This is a genomic window from Exiguobacterium sp. s157 (assembly GCF_018618205.1).
GTDB classification, from domain to species: Bacteria; Bacillota; Bacilli; order Exiguobacteriales; family Exiguobacteriaceae; genus Exiguobacterium; species Exiguobacterium chiriqhucha.
Map to the genome: position 1 here is coordinate 1 of NZ_JACSLQ010000031.1, position 382 is coordinate 382.

Annotated in this window: 2 tRNA genes; both read right to left on the bottom strand. The window is 50.0% G+C overall.

Annotated elements, in window-relative coordinates:
• Positions 1-91: 91 nt before the first annotated feature.
• Positions 92-164, bottom strand: a tRNA-Ala gene (locus KNP67_RS15315).
• Positions 165-185: 21 nt separating this feature from the next.
• Positions 186-262, bottom strand: a tRNA-Ile gene (locus KNP67_RS15320).
• Positions 263-382: the final 120 nt, after the last annotated feature.

A 382-nucleotide genomic window follows, 5' to 3' on the forward strand; every position in this document is an offset into this window, starting at 1 on the left:
ATCTAGCGTCTAAGACACACGGTCCTCACGGACCATATGTGAAATAATTGGTTTGATGTCTTGATGAATCTTCAGTTTTCAAGGAACAAAGTGGAGCCTAGCGGGATCGAACCGCTGACCTCCTGCGTGCAAGGCAGGCGCTCTCCCAGCTGAGCTAAGGCCCCGTATTGGAATTCTCAAAAAAATGGTGGGCCTAAGTGGACTCGAACCACCGACCTCACGCTTATCAGGCGTGCGCTCTAACCAGCTGAGCTATAGGCCCTCATATTTTGATTGTCGAGAGATTTTGGTCTCTCAAAACTGAACGATGGGCAATGCCACATGGGCATTTTCCTTAGAAAGGAGGTGATCCAGCCGCACCTTCCGATACGGCTACCTTGTT